This window comes from Methylophaga sp., assembly GCF_009711715.1.
Taxonomy (GTDB): Bacteria; Pseudomonadota; Gammaproteobacteria; order Nitrosococcales; family Methylophagaceae; genus Methylophaga.
The window spans coordinates 23,337-44,110 of sequence record NZ_VENF01000005.1 but is presented as its reverse complement, the minus strand read 5'-3'; the positions used below and the strand labels follow the sequence as shown (position 1 = coordinate 44,110).

Sequence of the window (20,774 nt, the reverse complement as noted above, 5' to 3'; positions counted from 1 at the left end):
TGTATCTTCAAACCTGCATTTCAGGCTGACTTAGGTATATACTCCCATGCGATAGAGCCTAACATTTTTTCCTATCATCAACGCTAATGCAAGTATTTATATGAGTGCACATCTAACTGACCAGGCCTTCAAAACCCTGCCCCTTAACTCCGCTTTGCAGGCTGGCCTGGACCAGGCAGGTTTTGAGTTCTGTACCCCCATCCAAGCCCAGTCCCTGCCATTATTACTACAGGGCAAAGACGTAGCAGGCCAGGCCCAGACCGGGACCGGTAAAACCATCGCCTTTCTGCTGGCTACCTTTCAGCGTCTGCTGGAAACACCTCCCCCTGAAAACTGGGATGGCAAACAGCCACGTGCGCTGATTCTGGCGCCAACCCGCGAACTGGCGATTCAGATCATGAAAGACGCTGAGTTGTTGAACGCGGAGGCAGGTCTGCGCATTGCCATCGCGCATGGCGGCAAGGACTATCAGAAACAGCGCGATGCGCTCAATGAAGGCTGTGATGTTTTAGTCGGCACCCCCGGGCGATTGCTCGATTATCACAAACAGCGCGTGTTCAGCCTGAAGTTTATCGAAGCGATGGTGCTGGATGAAGCTGACCGCATGTTTGACCTGGGCTTTATTAAAGATGTGCGCTATTTCCTGCGCCGTATTCCGGGCCCGGACCAGCGTCTGGGTATGCTGTTCTCGGCCACGCTCAGCTATAAAGTCAGTGAGCTGGCATACGAGCATATGAATAACCCGGAAAAAGTGCAGGTCGAGCCGGAAAAAATGATGGGCGATCGCATCGATGAGTGGGTCTACTATCCGGCCAATGATGAAAAAATCCCGTTGCTGCTGGCACTGATTGAGCGCCTGCAGCCAGAGCGCAGCATTATTTTCGTCAACACCAAGCATGTTGCCGACAGAGTCTGGGCTTATCTCGAAGGTAATGGACACAAGGCTTCTTTGCTGTCCGGCGATGTGCCCCAGAAAAAACGTGAGCGCTTATTACAACATTTTCAGGATGGCGAATTCCCGTTTCTGGTTGCCACTGATGTCGCGGCGCGGGGTCTGCATATTCCCGCTGTGAGCCATGTGTTCAACTTTGACCTGCCTCAGGATGTCGAAGATTATGTGCACCGTATCGGCCGAACTGCCCGGGCCGGTGCCAGCGGTGTGGCTATCAGTTTTGCCTGCGAGGAGTTTGTGTTCTCGCTGCCGGATATTGAAACTTATATCAAACATAAACTGCCGATAGCCTCCACCGCCGATGAAACCCTGATTGAGCCCAAGCCGCCGGTTAAACGTGAGAAAAATCCCGCTCATCAGCGCGGCAAGAAAGAGGAAGGCAGGCGCCGTCGTCCGCGCCGGTCCGACAGCCGGCAAGGCAAGGCCGCGGCCTCAATGAACAAACATGCAGATAAACAGTAACCGCCCAGCTGACTTTTATCCGCTGGTTCCGGTCGATAACCGGAACAGTGCACGGGCGCCGGTTATTTTTGATGTTGAGCAAATCAACACCAACCTGAGTCCTGATCGTGCCGATAATACTTCCGTTGTTGTTGCGCCCAACAGCAGTGAAGACGGTCAGCAGGCCCGTTTTGTCAGAAACTTTATCAGCAGCGATCGCCGCTTTGACGGTGATAACGAACAAACCACATTTCTGCCACGCGCTGTTCAACAATATCTGTACATCAATGAATTACCCAGACAGTCATCGGTCGATAGAGGTCAGTTTCTGGATGAAATGGTTTAGCCTGCTGCTCGGCTTTATGTTGCTGGCCGGTTGTGTGACAACATCAGGAAATAATAATAACGGTATCGAGCGACTGGCTAAGAGTGATATTGATGAGGTTATCGAGCTCCACCAGCAGGTCGTGCTGCGGGATCTGAAAAAGCTGATGTTCAAGCTGTATAAACGTAACCCGGGCTTGCGTTATGACCGTGAACTGCGTGACATCAAAGCCAGTGTCGAACTGACATTTTCCCGGCCTTTTAATTACAACTATGCCGAGTTTAGCCACATCAGGCGACCAACAGATATTGTCCGTCTGGCACTGGATGAGCAATATCAGGGAGACCGGATACTGGCTTTTATTGTCGGGCTGCGCCGAATGTTGATGGCTTCCTATGACAACAACACCGAGTTCTTTTACCTGACCACGATTGACCAGCAAAAACTCTACAACAGTGCCCGCAATATCGAGATCGCCGCCTGGCTGTTAGCAAAAAGCCGGGACAGGCAAGGTCAGTTGCTTATTCTCAGTGACAGCCTGAATGATGAGAAGCGTAATCTGAGCTACCAGCGATTGATCGGCCGCATGATCGCGACCCAGGATAATCTGGCCGAGATTATTTCGCGTAAAACCGGCCGTATTATCAAGACCTTTGTCGTGCGGGCTGCGACAGTCGTGTTTCTGCCGATTTAGTCTTTTTTACCAGTATGACCGGCAACGCCGGCGGTCAATACGAAGCGCATGGCCTGTTCCATCGTCATATTCACCGGCCGCAGGCGTTTTTTCGACATCATTACCGGATAGCCGCCAATGTTGTAGCTCATGGGCAGAAACACCAGCACCCGCTCCTCTCCGTCTTCATCTTCAATCGGCAGGGAGTCCGAAGAATCGAGGGTGATAAAACCAATTAATTCCATGCCATTATCCAGTTTGACTGCCACGACCTGCTCGAACTCGCTCTGGCGAGCGGGTGAAAAATACTGAAAAAAGTCACGAATTGCGCCATAGACGGATTTAATCAGTGGCATGTGATATAGCAGTTCCTCAATATAACGGAACAGAGCCTTCACCACATACAGATGCATTAACAGGCCAATCATAAAAATCAGCAAGAGGGCCGCAACAAAGCCCATACCGGGCCAGTAGAGATAATCCGGCAGCACAAACTTGATAACCCCGCTGAGCGCCTTTTCGGTAGAGACAATAAACCAGTAAATCAGGTAGGCAGTCAGCGTCAGTGGCAAAATGGTGATCAGACCGGTCAGGAACTGGCGGGAAATAAAGCCAATCATCATAGTTCTCCGTTTGAGGTTGCCAGCCAGTATTGGCCGCTTAAGCGCCGGCGGTCAAATACAGGGTGAGAGTTATTTCACAGTTAGGCTACAGTCAGTGGCGGTGGTTTGAGCGACTCAGTGCCGGGGTTGCAAAAGGGCGACTGGCTGCCTGATGCATGAACAGATTTTTCAGCCAGCGACTATGATTTACACCACGCAGACCATACTGCCGCAGCCATCTGATCGGTGCCAGCTGGCTGCTGAAGACCCGTTTGAACATATCCATGCTGAACTGCATCAGTAAATTATCGGCATGACGCTGGCGCTGGTATTTCTGCAGGGTATGCAGGCTGCCGATATGACGTCCGTGCTGATGCGCCTGCAGTATCACTTCAGTTAATGTGGCTGCATCGAGCAGGCCGATATTCACGCCCTGACCGGCCAGCGGGTGAATGATATGTGCCGCATCGCCGACCAGTGCCAGCCCGGGTTGGATATAGCTGTCAGCGTGACGCAACTGTAGCGGAAACGCCGCTCGCTCACTGATGGCAGTCACCCTGGCCGGCTTTTGCTGACAGGCTTCATTGAGTTCCTTGATAAAATCGGCATCCGGCAGCGCCAGCAAACGATCGGCACTGGCGCTGTTCAGTGACCAGACGATGGAGCATTGATTGGTATCAGGCAAGGGCAGCAAAGCCAGCGGACCTTCTGGCAGGAAGCGTTGCCAGGCAGTGTGCTGGTGACTTTTTTCGGTGGTCACGGTCGCGACCAGTCCTTTTTGATCATAGGACCAGCCTTTAGATTTGATCCCGGCCCATTCGCGTAGAGGAGACTGCGCACCATCAGCCGCCACAATCAGCTTTGCCTGAAGGATATCGCCGTTATCCAGCGTGAGCTGATGCGCTTCATAAGCTGTGGGTGAGGCTGGGCTGATCAGCTTGACGTTGGGCAGCCGCTGGCACTGTGCCAGGCTGGTGCTTTGCAGAACCCGGTTTTCCAGTAGGTGGCCCAGCCAGGGCTCACCCAAATCGGCGCTGTTGAAATGCAGTTCACTCTGATCGTTTTCCCAAACCCGCATATCGGTGAAGGCACTGATTCGCTCAGCCGGTAACTGTGACCATAGACCGAGCTTGTTCAGCAGCACCTCACTGCTGCGGGTTAAGGCACTGACTCTTAAGTCATAGGCTGAACCGGTGGCCGGCGCGTCCGGCACTTGCGCCTCGATAAGGGCTATATTGAGTGCGGGTTCGGTCGCCAAGGCGACAGCCAATGTGGCACCGACCATACCGCCACCGACGATGACAACATCAAATTGTTGAATCATAGGCTGATTCCTCTGCCCAGTCGTGGTTGCCTGTCTCCCAGTCCCATACTGCGCTCGGCCAGCAGACGTTTAGCCGGGGGGAGTGTATCCAGCAATGCCAGGCCGGCACCGCGTAGTTGGCCCAGCAGCCCAATGTCATTACTGAATAGTCTAACCAGCTTATCGGTTGCATGCACCACCTGATCCTGATCCTTCTGCCGCCAGTTTTGGTAGCGTTGTAACACGTCCATGCGGCCACAGTCTGCTCCGGCATCGGCCAGACAATCTGCCAGTACTGCAACATCGCGCAGACCGAGATTAAAACCCTGACCGGCAATCGGGTGCAGGCTGTGTGCGGCATTTCCGATAAACACGACGCGCTGCTGCACCGGCATATCGGACTGCATCAAGACCAGAGGATGGCTGTGCCGCTGACCAACCCGGGTGAAGCGACCGGCACGGTAACCAAAACGTTGCTGAAGAAGGTCGAGAAAATCTTTATCAGTTAACGCCAGCAGGTCTTGTTCGTCACCGGAGCGGACCGTCCAGACCAAGCTGCTGCGGTTATCCGACATCGGTAGCAGTGCCATCGGGCCGGTGTCAGTAAAGCGTTCATAGGCCCAGCCCTGATGAGGCTTATCCGTGGTGATATTGGCGGTTACCGCGGTCTGCTGATATTCCTGTTGCCAGGCACCCAGGTCTAGCAACTGGCGTATGGTGGAGTCTCGGCCGTCAGCGGCGACCAGCAAGCGACTGCGGATGCTGTCGCCGTTATCCAGCCTGACCTCGACATGATCTGTGTGTGCTTGCAGTGCAGTGACTTTTGCAGGGCAAAACAGGGATAAGCGGGACAGCGTCTGCAACCGCTGGTTCAGGGTCCGGCCCAGTTCCCTGGCAGTCATGACCTGGCCCAGGGCAGGGACGCGTTCTTTATCAGCGGATAGCCGGGTCACACCGAATCGGCCACGGTCGGAAATATGAATGTGCTTGATAGCCGTAGCGTAGGGGGCAATCTCCGGCCATAGTCCCATGCTCTGGAAAATACGCTGCGACCCGAAACTGAGGGCAATACCGCGATCATCAAAACTGGGCTGACTGTTGCTATGCAGGGATTGCGCTTCCACCAGGCCGATCCTGAGTGTGCTGTTCTGCAGCGCGACAGCCAGACTGGCACCGACCATACCGCCGCCGACAATCAGCAGGTCGAAGTCAATACTTGTGGCGTTTGCCGGGCTATCAGCCTTGTTCATGGGTCTCTCGTTAGTTATGCCGGGACGGACATCGCCTCAGCCATGATTGTTTCAATATCTTCGATTTCCTTTGGTGCACCCTCGGTCAGGACCTCACAGCCCTCTTTGGTGACCAGTACATCGTCTTCGATGCGGATACCGGTAAAATGCCATTTTTTATCGATATGTTGCGGGTCACGAATATACAGGCCCGGCTCCACCGTCAGCACCATGCCCGGTTCCAGTAAACGCCATTCTTCATCGATTTTATAGTCACCGACATCATGCACATCCATGCCCAGCCAGTGGCCGGTGCGGTGCATGAAGAATTCACGGTAGGCATTGTCTGCAATCAGCTGCTGCCGCTCGCCTTTAAGCAGGCCAAGATCAATCAGGCCCTGAGTCAATACTTCAACTGCCGCTTCGTGCGGCTGATTCCAGTGGTTACCGGGTTTGACCGCGGCAATCGCCGCTTTCTGCGCATCCAGCACCACCTGATAGAGCTGACGCTGTGCTTCGGTGAATTTGCCATTGACAGGAAAAGTGCGGGTGATATCGGCGGCGTAGCACTCATATTCCGCGCCGGCATCGATCAGCAGCAGATCGTTGTTTTTGAGCTTACTGCTGTTTTCGATGTAATGCAGTATGCAGCCGTTTTCGCCGCCGCCGACAATCGACGGATAGGCCGGCGAGCGGCAACCGTGTTTCATAAATTCGTGGATCAGTTCAGCTTCTACCTCGTACTCCCATTTACCGGGGCGGGTGAACTGCATGGCACGGATGTGGGCTTTGACTGATGCCTCGGCAGCATGGCGCATGGCTTTGATTTCTGCGCTGGATTTGAACAGTCTCAGCTCGTTAAGGCTGTATTCAAGATCAACAATTTCATGTGGTGAATGCTTGCCAGCCCGGGCCGCCTGCCGCAGATGATTCAGCCAGGACACCATATGCTGGTCGAAGGCCGGCTGATTACCCATGGTGTAAAAGACTTTTTCCTTGCCTTCCAGAAGGCCGGGCAGAATATCGTCCAAGTCGCTGATGGGATAGGAGTCGTCAGCACCATACTGTTCCACGGCACCTTCCTGGCCGGCACGGTAACCATCCCAGATTTCCTTATCCAGGTCCCGCTCGCGGCAGAACAGAATATATTCACCATGCTCCCGCCCCGGAATCAGCACCATGACTGAATCCGGTTCATAAAAACCGGTCAGATAATGAAAATGACTGTCACTGCGATAGGGAAAATCGACATCGCGATTACGGGGCGCCACCGGGGCATTGGGCAGCACAGCAATGCTGTCTTCGCCCATGATTTCCATCAGGCGCTGGCGGCGTTTGGCAAATTCTTTTTTCAACATAGGGCCTGTTTATTTCTCAGCCTCAACCCAGCGTGGTTTATACCCGATGTGAAGAAGCTTTATTCATTAGTGCTCGGTATTGTTTTCTTCGGTCGGATCGATGGGTTGCAGTTCCCCATAGAGCAGGAATAAACCCATTCGCAGATATTCGACCAGCTCTTCGAAGTTGGCTTGCTCTTCTTCGCTGTCCTTGATTTCTTCAAAGCTGACCTGACTGATTTTAATGACATCGGTCACAAATTCACGACAATCATCAGATAAATCGGTTTCATTGGTCATGCCACTGGTGCCCAGTCCGTAAACCAGGCCCTGACACCATTCCGCCATGGCTGACAATCTCGACGCCAGCGGCGCATCATCGCTGGGCAGTTCCATTTCAAAATCAAAATCGAGGCTGTTGAGCGTCTGCATCGTGTCATCGAACAGGCGGGTCAAATCCTGCTTCTCTTCCTCGCTGGGGTGAAAATCTTCAAACAGCTGGTTGTACCAGTTGGTGCGATCAGCCATTGAGTCCATGCATAGCAAACCACACAATGCGCCTTGCAGTTCTGCCAGTGTTGCCGGGCCATCACCCGTCTGTTTCTCCGGTGACAGGGAAGGGAAATAAAGTTGTGACATAAAGCGAAAAGTCCTGAATTTGAGTCAGCGTTCGTTGGCTTTTGTAACCACGCTGAGGCCGTTAATCAGCCACTATTATGACAGTTGTTGACCCGATTGGCAGGGCGCGTCTATAGTTATATCCGAGTTACCCCCAATCTGCAGGCCTGTGATATCAGTAAGGCAGCTTTCAGTTGGGGGTAAATTGATTAGCTCTAATTCTCGCATAGCCAAGAACTCATACTAAATGGATAAACACGCGATTCAACAATTGGAACAGCAAGTCGATGAACTGCTTCGTACCAGTCGCCGTTTGCGGGAAGAAAATATGCTGCTCAAATCCCAGCAGGCAGCCTGGCTAAGCGAACGGGCTCAATTGATGGAAAAAACCGATGTGGCACGCAACCGTATTGAAAAAATGGTCAGTCGTCTGAAAGAATTGGATAACGAATTATGAGTTCACCGGTGACTGTCACTATCCTGGGTAAGGAATATCAGATTGCCTGCCCGGAAGAAGAAAAAGAGGCTTTGATTGCCTCCGCGCGCATGGTTCACGAGAACATGGAAAAGATCCGCCACAGCGGTAAGGTGGTCGGTGTTGACCGTATTGCCGTCATGGCCGCGCTCAATATTGCGCACGAGCTGATTCAAATCCAGCATGATGAGAATCATGACCTGGATAAAGTGAACAACAAAATTTTGCAGCTCAAAGAGCGGGTTAGTGCATTTCTGGACGAAGATCGCCAGCTCGAACTGTAAAAAAATTTGGGCTTCGCGGTTTAATATTGCGTATCATTCAGTTATGTCCCTGCGGTGCTCGACAGCGACACTGTGTGTCTTGAGCCGATAAGCAAATGCTTAGGAAACCAAAATCTCGAAGTCGAAAAACAGGCCCGCTTCGACGGGAAGTTTGCCGGCTTCATGCGGTTTCCCTCTTGGACCCGATGGTTCAAGAACCCCCGTCGCATCGACACTGTGGGGCTTAATTTTTCCCCTTATCCTCATCAACTGTGAAAGCATTCATAATCAACAAGCAAGAATAGCTGAACACTGATGAGGATATTTTTATTTAGGCTGTTTCAGCCTCCTTCAGAGGTTCTATCCCGAAGCCGTTTTATCACGCTGACACTGTCGGGTCTGATCCCGCGCCAGATCCGGAAAGCTTCCGCGGCCTGTTCGACCAGCATACCCAGACCATCAATCGATTGCGCGGCACCATGTTGTCGAGCCCAACTGATAAAAGCAGTGTCAGTATCGCTATACATCATGTCATAGCAGGCTGCGCCATCAGCCAGCAGATTATCCGGCAGCGGCGGGACTTCACCCTGCAGACTGGCCGCTGTGGCATTAATCACGATATCGAATTCAGGGCGAATCTGCTCAAAACCACCCCCCTTAATGTTGCCCAGATCATGAAACAGATCGGCGAGGGCTTTCGCCTTGCTGGCTGTACGATTGGCGACAAATAATTCGGCAGGCTGGTAACTCAGCAAAGGTTCGATGACACCCCTGGCGGCCCCACCGGCACCCAGAAGTAGAATGCGCTTGCCACTCAGTGCAATGCCATGGTTATGGGTCAGATCACGGCACAGGCCGATACCGTCAGTATTGTCACCGTAGATTGAGCCGTCATCATCAAAAACGAGTGTATTGATGGCGCCGGCACGCTGAGCCCGTTCTGATTTATTTTTCACCAGTTGCCAGGCCTGTTCCTTGAACGGCACAGTGATGTTAACCCCTTTTAATTTAAGTATGTCACGGAGCTGCGCCAGGCTGCTTTCCAGATCGTCAACCGGCACTTCAATAGCTGTGTACTCAAGTTCCTGTCCGGTCTGTTTGGCAAACTCGCTGTGAATCAGGGGGGATTTGCTGTGGCTGATAGGATTGCCGATGACGGCATATTTGTCTGTCATAAAGGTTCAGTTATTCTGCTTGAGTTGCTGGGCAATATCTTTGGCGAAGTAGGTCAGGATGCCATCTGCCCCGGCGCGTTTGAAGGCCAGCAGACTTTCCATAATGCTGTCTTCAGTGAGCCAGCCGTTCAACACGGCTGATTTGAGCATCGCGTATTCGCCGCTGACCTGATAGACGAATGTCGGCTTCTGAAAGGCCTGTTTGACCCGGTACAGTACATCCAGATAAGGCATCCCCGGTTTGACCATCACCATATCGGCGCCTTCCTCGATATCCAGGGCGACTTCATGCAAGGCTTCATCGCTATTGGCCGGATCCATCTGGTAACTGAATTTGTTACCACCACCCAGATTGCCTGAACTGCCCACGGCATCGCGGAAAGGGCCATAAAAACTGGAAGCATATTTGGCCGAGTAGGCCATAATCCGTGTGTGGATCTGGCCTGCATTTTCCAGTGCTTCACGAATAGCCCCAATGCGGCCATCCATCATATCCGAGGGGGCCACAATCTGGGCGCCGGCTTCGGCATGGGACAGGGCCTGCTTAATCAGCACCTCGACGGTTTCATCATTGATAATGTAGCCGGACTCATCAATAAGGCCGTCCTGACCGTGCGTTGTAAACGGGTCCAAAGCGACATCGGTCATAATACCAAGCTCGGGAAACTCTCGTCTTAAAGCCCTTACTGCACGCTGAGCCAGACCTTCCGGGTTATAAGCTTCACGCGCATCCTCCGTTTTTTTCTCGACCGGGGTGACCGGGAACAATGCCATCACCGGCACACCTAAGTGGTGAATGGTTTCGGCTTCCCTGAGCAACAGATCAATACTGAGGCGTTCGACGCCGGGCATGGAGCTGACGGCTTGCCGCTGATTGTTGCCTTCAAGCACAAAACAGGGGTAAATCAGGTCATCGACCTGCAGCGTATTTTCGCGCATCAAACGCCGGGAAAAATCATCTTTGCGCATCCGGCGCGGTCTGTGCATGGGAAAACCGGATTTGGAAAAATTAGGGTGAGACATTCGTAAGCCTTGACTGCCAATAAATGATGGCTCAATGGTACCGGCAGCAGCGTGGCTTGTCATCGTTTTAGCGTGGACGCGATAGTCGGTTATGAGATAAAATTGCAAAGATTTTGTCTGGGGAGAACGTCATGTTTGCCCCTTTGTTATATCTGGTGGAGGTCTCCCTTGCGAACGAGTGCATTACTTGCTCTTGAAGACGGCACGGTTTATCACGGCGAATCGATTGGAGCCATTGGCCAGTCAGTCGGTGAAGTGGTGTTTAACACGGCTATGACTGGCTATCAGGAAATCCTGACTGATCCTTCCTATACCCGTCAAATTGTGACTTTGACCTATCCGCATATCGGCAATACCGGCGTCAATGCGGAAGATGAAGAGTCCGACCATGTTTTTGCGAGTGGTTTGATCATCCGCGATTTGGCACCGGTGGTCAGCAGCTGGCGAAGTGAAGAATCGCTGGATGCTTATCTGACCCGTCACAATGTTGTTGGTCTGGCCGGTATTGATACCCGTGCCCTGACCCGTCGGCTGCGTGAGAAAGGGGCGATGAACGCCTGTATCGTGGCCGGTGACGATATTGATGTCAACGCAGCTATCGAAGCAGCAAAATCCTTTGAAGGCCTTAAAGGTATGGACCTGGCGAAAGTGGTCAGTACCAAGGAAAGTTACAGCTGGAACCAGGGTATCTGGCATCTGGACGGTGAATCGAAAGCTGCTGAACCGCGCTTCCATGTCGTGGCATATGATTACGGTGCCAAGAAAAACATTCTTCGTATGCTGGTGGAACGCGGCTGTAAACTGACCGTGGTGCCGGCGCAGACCTCTGCCGAAGAAGTGCTGGCGCTGAACCCGGATGGTGTTTTCCTGTCCAACGGTCCCGGCGACCCGGAACCCTGCGATTACGCGATCAAAGCGATTCAGACTCTGCTGGAAAAAGACCTGCCGATTTTCGGTATCTGTCTTGGTCACCAGTTATTAGGTCTGGCCTGCGGCGCCAAGTCGGTGAAAATGAAATTCGGTCACCATGGTGCTAACCATCCGGTACAGGAACTACTGGCAGGCCTGGTGATGATCACCAGTCAGAACCACAGTTTTGCCATTGACGAAGACACGTTGCCGGACACTCTGACGGCCACCCATCGCTCGCTGTTTGACGGCACCTTGCAGGGGATTCATCACAGCACGAAACCGGCCTTCAGTTTCCAGGGTCACCCTGAAGCCAGCCCCGGCCCGCAAGACGCGGCCCCACTTTTTGATCACTTTATCGATTTACTCGAACAAGCGACAGGTAAATAATTCACGATGGCGAAACGTACTGATATTCAAAGTATTCTGATTCTGGGCGCAGGTCCGATTGTTATCGGCCAGGCCTGTGAATTCGATTATTCCGGTGCTCAGGCATGTAAAGCCCTCAAAGAGGAAGGCTATCGTGTCATCCTGGTGAACTCGAACCCCGCCACTATCATGACTGACCCCAATATGGCCGATGCGACGTATATCGAGCCCATCAACTGGCAGGCGGTTAAAAAGGTTATTGAAGCAGAGCGTCCTGATGCCATTCTGCCCACCATGGGCGGCCAGACCGCACTGAACTGCGCACTGGACCTGGAGAAAAACGGCGTACTGGCTGAGTTCGGTGTCGAAATGATCGGGGCTGACAGCGAAGCCATCAATAAAGCGGAAGACCGTGACCTGTTCCGCGAGGCGATGCGTAAAATCGGCCTGGATATGCCGCAGTCCGATATCGCTCACAGCCTGGAAGAGGCACTTGAGGTTCAGGAAAAATTCGGCTTTCCGGTGATTATCCGTCCGTCCTTTACCATGGGCGGCAGCGGCGGCGGTATTGCCTACAACAAGCAGGATTTCGTTGAAATCTGTCAGCGTGGACTCTACCTGAGCCCGACCCATGAGTTGCTGATCGAAGAATCGATCATCGGCTGGAAAGAATACGAAATGGAAGTGGTGCGTGATCGTAAGGACAACGCCATCATTATCTGTTCGATTGAAAACCTGGATCCGATGGGTGTGCACACCGGTGACTCGATTACCGTGGCACCGGCGCAGACCCTGACTGACAAGGAATATCAAATCATGCGTAACGCCTCGCTGGCGGTACTGCGTGAGATTGGTGTTGATACCGGTGGTTCCAATGTACAGTTTGCGGTCAACCCGGAGACCGGTCGTCTGATCATTATCGAAATGAACCCGCGGGTATCGCGTTCATCCGCTTTGGCGTCGAAAGCCACCGGCTTTCCGATCGCCAAGGTTGCCGCCAAGCTGGCAGTCGGTTATACCCTGGATGAATTGCAGAACGAAATTACCGGCAATGCGACTCCGGCTTCGTTTGAGCCTTCCATCGACTACGTGGTCACCAAGGTGCCACGCTTTACCTTTGAAAAATTCCCCCAGGCCGATAATCGTCTGAGTACACAGATGAAGTCAGTCGGCGAAGTCATGGCTATCGGGCGCAGCTTCCAGGAGTCATTGCAGAAAGCCCTGCGCGGTCTGGAAATTGACCGTGACGGTCTTAATGAAATTCTGGACCTGACCGAAGAAGGCACCGAGGAAACCCTGCGCCGTGAACTGAGCCTGCCGGGTTCCGATCGTCTCTGGTATGTTGCTGATGCCTTCCGTTATGGCTTCAGCTTCGAAGAAGTACAGCGTCTGACCCATATCGATCCTTGGTTCCTGATTCAGATCCAGGAGATTGTTGAGATTGAAAACAGTTTGAAAGAACGCTCGCTCAATGATCTGGACCAGAACGAGATGTTCCGTCTCAAACGCAAAGGCTTCGCCGACTCGCGTCTGGCCAAGCTGCTGCAGAAAACCGAGAAGCAGGTGCGTGAATACCGTCAGGAAATGCAGGTGCGTCCGGTCTACAAACGCGTCGATACCTGTGCTGCCGAGTTTGCCACGACGACCGCCTATATGTACTCAAGCTACGATATCGAGTGCGAGGCCAACCCGAGCGATCGTGACAAGATCATGATTCTGGGTGGTGGTCCCAACCGTATCGGCCAGGGTATTGAGTTCGACTATTGCTGCGTCCATGCGGCACTGGCGCTGCGTGAAGACGGTTTTGAAACCATCATGGTTAACTGTAACCCGGAAACGGTTTCCACCGACTACGACACCTCTGACCGTCTCTACTTTGAATCATTGACACTGGAAGACGTACTGGAAATCGTTGATCTGGAAAAACCCAAAGGTGTCATCGTGCAGTTTGGTGGTCAGACACCGCTGAAACTGGCGCGTGCGCTGGAAGCTGCTGGCGTGCCGATTATCGGTACTTCGCCGGATGCCATCGATCACGCGGAAGATCGCGAACGTTTCCAGCAGATGGTTAACAAATTGGGTCTGCTGCAGCCGCCTAATCGTCTTGCCCACTCGGTCGATAATGCTGTTAATCTGGCAGCTGAAATCGGTTACCCGCTGGTGGTGCGTCCGTCATATGTGCTGGGCGGCCGTGCGATGGAAATCGTTTATAATGAGGACGAACTGCAGCGTTACATGCTCAACGCAGTGAAAGTCTCCAACGAATCGCCGGTATTGCTGGATCGCTTCCTGGACGATGCCATTGAGGTCGATGTCGATGCTATCTGTGATGGTAAAGAAGTCCTCATCGGCGGCATCATGGAACATATCGAACAGGCCGGTGTGCATTCGGGTGACTCTGCCTGTGCAATTCCGCCATACAGTCTGAGCAATGCGGTTCAGGATCAGATGCGTGAACAGGTGCGTCAGATGGCGCTGGAACTTGGCGTCAAAGGGCTGATGAATACCCAGTTCGCGATCAAGGGTGAACAGATCTTTATCCTCGAAGTGAATCCGCGTGCTTCACGCACCGTGCCTTATGTCTCCAAGTCTATCGGTGTGCCGCTGGCGAAAGTTGCCGCCCGCGCCATGGCCGGCCGTAGTCTGGTTGATCAGGGTGTGACCAAGGAAGTCATTCCGAGTTATTACTCGGTCAAGGAAGCGGTGTTCCCGTTCATCAAGTTCCAGAATGTGGATCCGATTCTGGGCCCGGAAATGAAATCCACCGGTGAAGTCATGGGTGTGGGCCGTACCTTCGGCGAAGCTTTTGCAAAATCGCAGTTGGCTGCCTCAGTGGTCCTGCCGACAGGCGGTACGGCTTTTATTAGCGTGCGTGAGGCTGATAAGGTAGCCGTTGTGCAAATTGCTAAAGACTTGGCAGCACTGGGCTTCTCGTTGCTCGCGACCCGCGGTACACAGAAAGTGCTGGCAGATGCTGGTGTTGAATGTGAGCCGGTCAACAAAGTGGCTGAAGGTCAGCCGCATATTGTTGATATGATCAAAAACGATGAAATCGATCTTATCGTCAATACTACCGAAGGACGTCAATCTGTTGCCGATTCGCGGGAGATTCGTCGTGCCGCATTACACCATCAGGTCAATTACACCACCACGCTGGCGGCGGCGCGTGCGACAGTACAAGCCCTCAATAGTGAAGACATTGTTTCTGTGAACAGACTGCAATCTTTGCATGGAGAGTTACATTAATGGCAGTACCTATTACCTCGCGCGGTGCAGAAGCACTGAAAGAAGAACTGAAGCAACTGAAAACCGTGGCACGGCCCCAGGTCGTGGCCGCAATCGCGGAAGCACGTGAGCACGGTGACCTGAAAGAAAATGCCGAATATCACGCTGCCCGTGAGCAACAGAGCTTTATCGAAGGCCGGATTCAGGAGCTGGAAGGCACCCTGGCGCAATCACAGATCATTGATCCGGCTTCACTGCCACAAGATGGTCGAGTGGTTTTTGGTGTCACCGTGACATTGCTCAATATTGATACCGATGCGGAGGTGAAATATCAGATAGTAGGCGATTATGAATCTGATATTAAGTTAAACCGAATTTCCGTCTCTTCACCTATAGCCCGGGCGTTGATCGGCAAGGAAATCGATGATGTGGTAACGGTGCAGGCACCGGGCGGGAATATCGATTATGAAATTGTCGATATCAGCTATGAGAGCTGAGCGTTAAATGTTGTCAGGCTACACCGGCGAACGCTTACTGCTCACCCTCTGGGTGGGCAGTCTCTGGGCTATCGGTTATCTGGCCGTGCCCATGGCGTTCGCGAATCTGGAATTGCATACTGCCGGCGACTATGCCGGCAAACTGTTTTATGCGGTTAACATCATCGGTGTGGTGTCAGCCTCCATTCTCTTGGTCAGCCGACTGTTTATCTTCGGTGTCCGGGCATTTCCCCGTTACTGGCGCAGCTGGCTGATTTTGTTGATGCTAATGGTGAGCCTCGCTTTTGTTGGTTTTATTCAGCCTGAAATGCAGGCGCTCAAGCAATTGGGGCTGGAACAGGGTAATCACATCGAACAATTCAACCATCTGCATAAACTGAGTGAAAATCTCTATTTGCTGTTGAGCCTGTTTGGGTTAATGTTGGTATTAACTACTGACAAACGTGCTGAAGCAGCTAACGAGGCCTGAGTTATGGCCAGAAGTAAATCCAGTCAGGGCTGGCTCAAAGAACATTTTGATGACCCGTATGTCAAAAAGGCCCAACAGGCAGGGCATCGCTCGCGCGCGACTTTCAAGCTGGAAGAAATCGACAACAAGGACAAACTGGTCAAGCCGGGAATGAGTGTTGTGGATCTGGGTGCGGCGCCGGGAGGCTGGTCAGATTACGCGCTGGGCAAAGTCGGTGATAAAGGCACGGTAGTGGCACTGGACATTCTGGAAATGACACCGCTGACCGGTGTCCACTTCATTCAGGGGGATTTCCGTGAAGATGCCGTGCTGGATGAACTCAACCAGGTACTCGATGGTCGACAGATAGACCTTGTTTTATCGGATATGGCCCCCAATATGACAGGTGTAGGATCAATTGATCAGCCGGCGAGCATGCATCTGGTGGAACTGGCACTGGATTTTGCCGTCACCAATCTGAGCAAACAGGGCTGTTTTCTGGTCAAAGTGTTTCAAGGTGAGGGCTTTGATGAATTTCTTAAGGCCATGCGGGACAGTTTCAATAAAGTCGTGACCCGCAAGCCCGGTGCGTCCCGAGCCAGGAGTCGTGAAGTCTACCTGCTCGGCCGCGGCCTTAAATAGCGTTTAATGGTAACCAGAGGTACCAAACATTGAATGACATGATGAAAAATATTGTTTTGTGGGTCGTCATCGCCATTGTGCTGATGTCAGTATTTAACAATTTCGGCCCGCAGAACAGCTCGTCCAATGAAATGGATTATTCGACCTTTATCAGCAACGTCAAAAACGGGGCTGTATCCAATGTAGAGATCCAGGGTCGGGAAATTCAGGGTAAGCTCACCGACGGCAGCCAGTTCACCACTTACAGTCCGGATTATGACCCCGGACTTATCGGTGATTTGCTGGATAACGGTGTCACCATTCAGGCCGAACCGGTCGAGAAAACCAGTCTGCTGATGCAGATCTTTATCTCCTGGTTCCCGATGTTGCTGTTGATTGCCGTATGGATTTTCTTCATGCGCCAGATGCAGGGCGGTGGCGGAAAGAACCCGATGTCATTCGGCAAAAGCAAGGCCCGCATGCTCAGCGACGATCAGGTCAAAATTACCTTTAAAGATGTTGCCGGCGTCGAGGAAGCCAAGGAAGAAGTGGCTGAACTGGTCGATTTTCTGCGTGACCCGAGCAAATTTCAGAAACTGGGTGGTCGTATCCCGCGCGGTATTCTGATGGTGGGGTCTCCGGGTACCGGTAAAACCCTGCTGGCCAAAGCGATCGCCGGTGAAGCCAAGGTGCCTTTCTTTACCATTTCAGGTTCTGATTTCGTGGAAATGTTCGTCGGTGTTGGTGCTTCCCGTGTGCGCGACATGTTTGAGCAGGCCAAAAAACACGCCCCCTGCATTATCTTTATCGATGAGATCGATGCGGTAGGTCGTCATCGTGGTGCCGGTCTCGGCGGTGGTAACGATGAGCGTGAACAAACGCTGAACCAGCTGCTGGTCGAAATGGATGGTTTTGAAGGCAATGAAGGCGTGATTGTCATTGCCGCGACTAACCGTCCTGACGTACTGGATCCGGCGCTGTTGCGTCCGGGCCGTTTCGACCGTCAGGTTGTGGTTCCGCTGCCGGATATCCGTGGCCGTGAACAGATTCTGAATGTTCACCTGCGTAAAGTGCCGGCTGCCGAAGATGTCGAGGCCCGGGTCATTGCCCGTGGTACGCCCGGCTTTTCCGGTGCCGATCTGGCTAACCTGGTCAACGAGGCGGCATTGTTTGCTGCCCGTGCCAATAAACGTCTGGTCAGCATGGAAGAACTGGAGCTGGCGAAAGATAAAATCATGATGGGGGCCGAGCGCCGCTCCATGGTGATGAGCGACAGGGAAAAAGAGCTGACTGCCTATCACGAAGCGGGCCACGCCATTGTTGGTCGACTGGTGCCAGGCCATGATCCGGTCTATAAAGTCAGTATTATTCCGCGCGGTCGGGCATTGGGTGTGACCATGTTCCTGCCGACTGAAGACAAGTACAGCTTCACCAAGCAGCAGCTGGAAAGTCAGATTTCCAGTCTCTACGGTGGTCGTCTGGCTGAAGAGATGATCTTCGGTGCGGAAGCGGTTACAACAGGTGCCTCCAATGATATCCAGCGTGCGACCGAGCTCGCGCATAACATGGTTACCAAGTGGGGCCTGTCTGACAATATGGGACCGATGTCCTATGGTGAAGATGAAGGTGAAGTATTCCTGGGCCGCAGTGTGACCCAGCACAAGGCGATGTCAGATCTGACTGCCAAACAGATTGATGAAGATGTTCGTGCGGTGATCAATCGCAATTATGAACGAGCCAAGAGACTGCTTGATGAGAACGTGGACAAGCTGCATAAAATGGCGCAGCTTCTGATTAAATACGAAACTATCGACAGTGATCAGATCGACGCCATCATGGAAGGGCGTGAACCCGGTGAGCCGAAAGACTGGAATGACCGTTCCAGTACCCCGCCATCTGCCAGTGCTGAGTCTGATGATGCTCAGGCACCGTCGGGAAAACCGGCTGATCAACTGCACTAAAAGGACTGGCATTTATGCTGTTTGACTGTGCGGGCAAGTCTTTGGACTTGTCCGCTCCCCGCATTATGGGCATCGTTAACATCACCCCCGATTCGTTCTCGGACGGGGGTAAATTTTTTTCACGCGATGCTGCGCTGAGACAAGCCGTTAAACTGGTTGAAGATGGTGCTGATATTCTTGATATGGGCGGCGAGTCGACTCGACCTGGATCGACACCGGTTGAAGAGCAGGAAGAGATCGATCGCGTTGCACCGGTGATCGAAGCTATCAGCGCTGAACTGGATGTACCCATTTCCATTGATACCATGAAAGCTGGGGTCATGCGTGCTGCCGTCGCCGTGGGCGCCGGACTGATTAATGATGTGAATGCGCTGCGGGGAGAAGGTGCGCTTGAAGCGGTGGCTGAGCTCAATGTGCCAGTCTGCCTGATGCATATGCAGGGAACACCGCAAACCATGCAGAAAGAACCGCACTACCAGGATGTGGTCAGCGAGGTTGAAGCCTTTCTGCTAGAGCGTGTGGCTGTTTGTGAACGGGCCGGTATTCAGGCTGATAAGATCATTCTCGATCCCGGGTTTGGTTTTGGCAAACGGGCACGGCATAATTTACGATTGATGAAACGGTTGTCCAGACTGACGGCATTGCCGTATCCCGTGCTGGTCGGTGTTTCACGCAAATCGATTATCGGTGATATGCTGAAAGTCGACGTGAATGAACGTCTGGCAGGTAGTCTGGCATTGGCATCCATTGCCGTGTGGCAAGGGGCAAAATTAATAAGAACACATGATGTGCGCGAGACCGCGCAGGCAGTAAAACTGACACAACATGTGCAGCAGGTAGAAGATTTTGACTAAGCAAAGACGTTATTTCGGCACCGACGGTATTCGCGGCCGTGTCGGTGATGGCGTGGTGACACCGGATTTTGTGCTTAAGTTAGGCTGGGCTGTGGGCCGGGTGCTAGCAAACGGTAAAAACAGCCGTGTCATTATCGGCAAGGACACGCGTATATCCGGTTATATGTTCGAGTCTGCATTGCAGGCCGGTTTGTCTGCAGCGGGTGTGGATATTTACCTGCTGGGACCAATGCCGACACCGGCGGTTGCATATCTGACCCGCACTTTCCATGCCCAGGCCGGTATTGTGATCAGTGCCTCACACAATCCTTACCACGATAACGGCATCAAGTTTTTTTCTGCCCAGGGCACCAAACTGCCGGATGATATCGAACTGGAAATTGAAGCGATGCTGGAGCAGCCGCTGAAAACCGTCGAGTCTATTCGTCTGGGTAAAGCGCACCGGATTGGCGATGCGGCCGGACGATATATTGAATTCTGTAAAAGCACGATTCCCAGTGGTGTCGATCTGGCCAAGCTGAAAATTGTTGTTGACTGCGCCAATGGGGCGACCTATCACGTGGCGCCGGATGTGTTCCGAGAACTGGGCGCCGAGGTAGTGGTAATGGGCGCTGAGCCCGATGGCCTGAATATCAATCAGAACTGCGGTTCGACGGAACCACGTCTGTTACAGCAGGCTGTGCTTAAAAATAATGCCGATCTCGGTATCGCTCTGGATGGTGATGGGGACCGCATCATCATGGTCGATCATCGCGGTGAAATCGTCGACGGTGATGAACTGTTGTTTATCATTGCCCGCGCTCGTCAGCGCAGTGGCGACACCCAGACCAATATTGTTGGCACCCAGATGAGTAACCTGGGACTTGAACATGCGCTGGCCGAGTATGATATGTCGCTGCACCGTGCCAAAGTCGGTGACCGCTACGTGATGGAAATGCTGCAGCAAGTCGGTGGCCAGATTGGAGGGGAAGCGTCGGGTCATATCATTTGTCTCGATAAAACCTCAACCGGTGACGGCATTGTCGCTGCGTTACAGGTCCTGGCAGAAATTCAGCAGACCGGTAACAGTCTTCATGCCTTACGCTCGGTGGTGACCAAATACCCGCAGCATCTGATTAATGTGCGCGTTGAAAAGATGGTCGATATCGATGGCAATCCCGACATTGCCGATGCTGTGGCCGATGTCGAAAAACAACTGGGCAGTGATGGCAGGGTCTTGCTCCGGCCTTCCGGTACCGAGCCGGTTATCCGGGTCATGGTGGAAGGGCGTGATGCACCGCTGACCAAACAACTGGCGCATCAACTGGCCGATGTCATCGAAAAGGTACTCAAGGCCTGAGCCTGGTAGCTACAGGTTTTGGCTACATTGTTATTTGTTATACAATGGACGGCGTCATTGAAGAGCCCAACCTGTCATGCATTAACAGCAGTCCGCGGGCAAAGATAATTTCTGTTTTACTTTCGAGAGACCGTA

General features: G+C 52.7%; 20 protein-coding genes and 1 other RNA gene. 14 read left to right on the top strand and 7 right to left on the bottom strand.

Annotation, left to right across the window (positions count from 1 at the left end; translation table 11 throughout):
* The first annotated feature begins 100 nt into the window (after positions 1 to 100).
* Genes rhlB through FH755_RS04450 form a run of 3 tightly spaced genes read left to right on the top strand, consistent with a single transcriptional unit; the run spans position 101 to position 2,412 of the window.
* On the top strand, positions 101 to 1,414 hold the full coding sequence (rhlB, locus tag FH755_RS04460) for an ATP-dependent RNA helicase RhlB (protein WP_292439047.1): 1,314 nt from the start codon (positions 101 to 103) through the stop codon (positions 1,412 to 1,414).
* Positions 1,398 to 1,739 carry a hypothetical protein gene (locus FH755_RS04455; RefSeq protein ID WP_292439045.1) on the top strand — a complete coding sequence of 114 codons (342 nt, stop codon included), beginning with the start codon at positions 1,398 to 1,400 and terminating at the stop codon, positions 1,737 to 1,739. Before rhlB ends, FH755_RS04455 begins: the two co-directional genes overlap by 17 nt.
* On the top strand, positions 1,726 to 2,412 hold the full coding sequence (locus FH755_RS04450; protein WP_292439043.1) for a hypothetical protein: 687 nt from the start codon (positions 1,726 to 1,728) through the stop codon (positions 2,410 to 2,412). The genes FH755_RS04455 and FH755_RS04450 overlap by 14 nt, the downstream gene beginning before the upstream one ends.
* Here FH755_RS04450 and FH755_RS04445 read toward each other — a convergent pair.
* From FH755_RS04445 to FH755_RS04425, 5 genes are all read right to left on the bottom strand, one after another.
* A complete protein-coding gene (locus tag FH755_RS04445) occupies positions 2,409 to 3,014 on the bottom strand; it encodes a DUF502 domain-containing protein (protein ID WP_292439041.1) in 606 nt (201 codons plus the stop codon). The genes FH755_RS04450 and FH755_RS04445 overlap by 4 nt on opposite strands.
* Before the next feature lie 91 nt (positions 3,015 to 3,105).
* Positions 3,106 to 4,317 (bottom strand): UbiH/UbiF/VisC/COQ6 family ubiquinone biosynthesis hydroxylase, encoded by a 1,212-nt coding sequence (locus FH755_RS04440; RefSeq protein WP_292439039.1) that lies wholly within the window; start codon positions 4,315 to 4,317, stop codon positions 3,106 to 3,108.
* Positions 4,314 to 5,546, bottom strand: coding sequence for a 2-octaprenyl-6-methoxyphenyl hydroxylase (gene ubiH, locus FH755_RS04435; protein ID WP_292439037.1), 1,233 nt, complete (start codon positions 5,544 to 5,546; stop codon positions 4,314 to 4,316). The genes FH755_RS04440 and ubiH overlap by 4 nt, the downstream gene beginning before the upstream one ends.
* A 14-nt stretch (positions 5,547 to 5,560) precedes the next feature.
* Positions 5,561 to 6,883: a Xaa-Pro aminopeptidase gene (gene pepP / locus FH755_RS04430; protein ID WP_292439035.1), complete on the bottom strand. Its 1,323-nt coding sequence runs from the start codon at positions 6,881 to 6,883 to the stop codon at positions 5,561 to 5,563.
* Positions 6,884 to 6,949: 66 nt separating this feature from the next.
* Complete coding sequence (locus FH755_RS04425; protein WP_292439033.1) at positions 6,950 to 7,501, bottom strand: UPF0149 family protein; 552 nt, start codon at positions 7,499 to 7,501, stop codon at positions 6,950 to 6,952.
* Positions 7,502 to 7,727: 226 nt separating this feature from the next.
* Between FH755_RS04425 and FH755_RS04420 the strand changes: the two genes are divergently transcribed.
* The 3 genes from FH755_RS04420 to ssrS all read left to right on the top strand — a co-directional run bounded on the left by FH755_RS04420 (position 7,728) and on the right by ssrS (position 8,466).
* A complete protein-coding gene (locus FH755_RS04420) occupies positions 7,728 to 7,937 on the top strand; it encodes a TIGR02449 family protein (RefSeq protein ID WP_292439031.1) in 210 nt (69 codons plus the stop codon).
* Positions 7,934 to 8,239: a cell division protein ZapA gene (locus FH755_RS04415; RefSeq protein WP_292439029.1), complete on the top strand. Its 306-nt coding sequence runs from the start codon at positions 7,934 to 7,936 to the stop codon at positions 8,237 to 8,239. Before FH755_RS04420 ends, FH755_RS04415 begins: the two co-directional genes overlap by 4 nt.
* A 43-nt stretch (positions 8,240 to 8,282) precedes the next feature.
* Positions 8,283 to 8,466, top strand: a non-coding RNA gene (gene ssrS / locus FH755_RS04410) — 6S RNA.
* Between the two features lie 93 nt (positions 8,467 to 8,559).
* Here ssrS and aroE read toward each other — a convergent pair.
* Together aroE and hemB are read right to left on the bottom strand one after the other, a co-directional pair.
* A complete protein-coding gene (gene aroE, locus FH755_RS04405) occupies positions 8,560 to 9,393 on the bottom strand; it encodes a shikimate dehydrogenase (RefSeq protein ID WP_292439027.1) in 834 nt (277 codons plus the stop codon).
* Positions 9,394 to 9,399: 6 nt separating this feature from the next.
* Entirely contained in the window at positions 9,400 to 10,416 is a 1,017-nt protein-coding gene (gene hemB, locus FH755_RS04400; RefSeq protein ID WP_292439364.1) for a porphobilinogen synthase, read from the bottom strand.
* A 168-nt stretch (positions 10,417 to 10,584) separates the two neighbouring features.
* Here hemB and carA point away from each other — a divergent pair, with 168 nt between their 5' ends.
* The 8 genes from carA to glmM are packed head-to-tail and all read left to right on the top strand — an operon-like array spanning position 10,585 to position 20,639.
* Entirely contained in the window at positions 10,585 to 11,715 is a 1,131-nt protein-coding gene (carA, locus tag FH755_RS04395) for a glutamine-hydrolyzing carbamoyl-phosphate synthase small subunit (protein WP_292439026.1), read from the top strand.
* Between the two features lie 6 nt (positions 11,716 to 11,721).
* Positions 11,722 to 14,940, top strand: coding sequence for a carbamoyl-phosphate synthase large subunit (carB, locus tag FH755_RS04390; protein ID WP_292439024.1), 3,219 nt, complete (start codon positions 11,722 to 11,724; stop codon positions 14,938 to 14,940).
* Positions 14,940 to 15,416 (top strand): transcription elongation factor GreA, encoded by a 477-nt coding sequence (gene greA, locus FH755_RS04385; protein ID WP_292439023.1) that lies wholly within the window; start codon positions 14,940 to 14,942, stop codon positions 15,414 to 15,416. The genes carB and greA overlap by 1 nt, the downstream gene beginning before the upstream one ends.
* A 7-nt stretch (positions 15,417 to 15,423) precedes the next feature.
* Positions 15,424 to 15,885, top strand: a complete 462-nt coding sequence (locus FH755_RS04380; RefSeq protein WP_292439022.1) for a DUF4149 domain-containing protein — start codon at positions 15,424 to 15,426, stop codon at positions 15,883 to 15,885.
* Between the two features lie 3 nt (positions 15,886 to 15,888).
* Positions 15,889 to 16,506 carry a 23S rRNA (uridine(2552)-2'-O)-methyltransferase RlmE gene (gene rlmE / locus FH755_RS04375; protein WP_292439021.1) on the top strand — a complete coding sequence of 206 codons (618 nt, stop codon included), beginning with the start codon at positions 15,889 to 15,891 and terminating at the stop codon, positions 16,504 to 16,506.
* 38 nt (positions 16,507 to 16,544) lie between these two features.
* A complete protein-coding gene (gene ftsH / locus FH755_RS04370; RefSeq protein ID WP_292439019.1) occupies positions 16,545 to 18,446 on the top strand; it encodes an ATP-dependent zinc metalloprotease FtsH in 1,902 nt (633 codons plus the stop codon).
* A gap of 14 nt (positions 18,447 to 18,460) precedes the next feature.
* Entirely contained in the window at positions 18,461 to 19,300 is an 840-nt protein-coding gene (gene folP, locus FH755_RS04365) for a dihydropteroate synthase (protein ID WP_292439018.1), read from the top strand.
* Positions 19,293 to 20,639 (top strand): phosphoglucosamine mutase, encoded by a 1,347-nt coding sequence (gene glmM / locus FH755_RS04360; RefSeq protein WP_292439017.1) that lies wholly within the window; start codon positions 19,293 to 19,295, stop codon positions 20,637 to 20,639. Before folP ends, glmM begins: the two co-directional genes overlap by 8 nt.
* The last annotated feature ends 135 nt before the right edge of the window (positions 20,640 to 20,774 follow it).